At 47.1% G+C, this 1,171-nt stretch carries 1 protein-coding gene; it reads left to right on the plus strand.

Features of this window, described 5'->3' with window-relative positions:
* Nucleotides 1-196: 196 nt before the first annotated feature.
* Nucleotides 197-1,171: IS30 family transposase (locus C5O23_RS14105; RefSeq protein ID WP_107033538.1), on the plus strand; the 975-nt coding region annotated here is incomplete at its 3' end.

The raw sequence follows: 1,171 nt of genomic DNA on the forward strand, positions 1-1,171 counted from the left end.
TGAAGATTCCAAATCGAAGTGCAAAACTTTGAGATGGGCATTAGTCATTCTCCTCTCTCCTTCTGGCGAGGGGATGCCCAAGCGGCGGGGGCGGCCTAAACCGCCCCCAAGAGCGGACAGCAGCAGAACATACTGGCAATACAAAATAAAAAGGGAGACCGAAGTCTCCCTGAGATTAACTAATTTTGTATTGCTTATGTACAGACAATTAACCTCGCAGCAAAGGTCGCAAATTTTCGCCTTACTGCAAAAAAAAACTTCGAGAGAAGAAATTGCCCTCATAGTAGGGTGCAGTCAGTCAACGCTTTGTCGTGAACTGAAGCGCAATTCCACAACCAAAGGCCACTATCTGTGGGAAAAGGCTCATGCCAAAGCCCTTGAACGCAGAAAGCGCACCACATCCAACAAGAAGCTCGACAGCGTGTTGGTGTGGCGTATAAAACAGATGATTATTGACCACCAATGGTCACCAGAACAAATTCGTGGCGTGTTGGCCAAGGAAGGTGTTTCCGTATCCATACAGACCATTTACAACATTATAAACGCTGATGAAAGCGGAGAACTGCGCCGTCACCGCAGACATCCCGACTTCCGACGACGACCAAAAGGCGAACGCAAACCCACTAAAGCCACCAACATACCAAACCGCACAAGCATACACGACAGACCGGCCGAGGCCGACGGCAAACGCTTTGGCGATTTTGAGATGGATCTTATTGTTGATGCCTACGGGCACGCGATTCTAGTGCTGCTTGAACGCATGACTGGCTTTGTGATGATGGAGAAACTACCTTACGGAAAAAGAGCCAAGCCATTGTCAAAGACTGTCGTGAGAATGCTGTACGCATACCGTAAATATCTTAAAACCATCACTACTGACAACGGCAGCGAGTTCGCGGCACACCTCGACATAACCGCCGGATTACGCATCAAAGGTCTTGATGATGTGACTGTTTACTTTGCCGACAGCTACTGCTCATGGCAGAAAGGAGCGGTCGAAAACATCAACAAACTCATCCGTCAATACATCCCCAAAAAGTCAAATTTCAATGATTTCACTGACCTATACATCAAGAATGTCGCAAAGAAACTAAACCTCAGACCACGGAAAAAACTCGGTTTTTCAAACCCGAAAACCGAGTTCTTCAAACAAATCGCTAATTTTGCACTT

The organism is Duncaniella muris, from assembly GCF_003024805.1.
Taxonomy (GTDB): domain Bacteria; phylum Bacteroidota; class Bacteroidia; order Bacteroidales; family Muribaculaceae; genus Duncaniella; species Duncaniella muris.